The organism is Flavobacterium limnosediminis JC2902 (assembly GCF_000498535.1).
GTDB lineage: Bacteria > Bacteroidota > Bacteroidia > Flavobacteriales > Flavobacteriaceae > Flavobacterium > Flavobacterium limnosediminis.
Map to the genome: position 1 here is coordinate 1 of NZ_AVGG01000029.1, position 513 is coordinate 513.

1 pseudogene is annotated in these 513 nt (G+C 45.0%); it reads left to right on the forward strand.

Annotation, left to right across the window (positions count from 1 at the left end):
* Positions 1-513: pseudogene (locus FLJC2902T_RS16335) on the forward strand (hypothetical protein); the annotation flags it as partial.

A 513-nucleotide genomic window follows, 5' to 3' on the forward strand; every position in this document is an offset into this window, starting at 1 on the left:
CCTGTACCAAGTTCGGTATGTGAGGGTGGAACTCCAACAGTTTTAACAGTAGCCTACACCAACGGAACAGGAACAGCCTCTTATCAGTGGTTTAGTAACACAACAAACAGTACAACTGGAGGAACTGCGGTATCAGGTGCAACCAATGCAACTTATGCTCCACCGGCAACAACTGTTGGAACACTTTATTATTATTGTGAGATCACCTTCTCCTCAGGAGGATGTACAAGTATAGTATCAAACACGGCTCAGGTTATTATCAATCCATTGCCAACAGTATCGACACAACCTACAGCGACTCAAAGTATCTGTGTGGGCGGAACAATTTCAGCGTTAAGCGTTGCTTATACCGCAGGAGTTGGTACTCCAACTTACCAGTGGTACAGTAATACGAGTAACAGTACTACGGGAGGAACGGCCATATCAGGAGCCACTTCTTCCACATACACCCCGCCGGCATTTAATACTGCTGGAACCTATTACTATTATGCAGTAATCACATTAAGCGGTAAC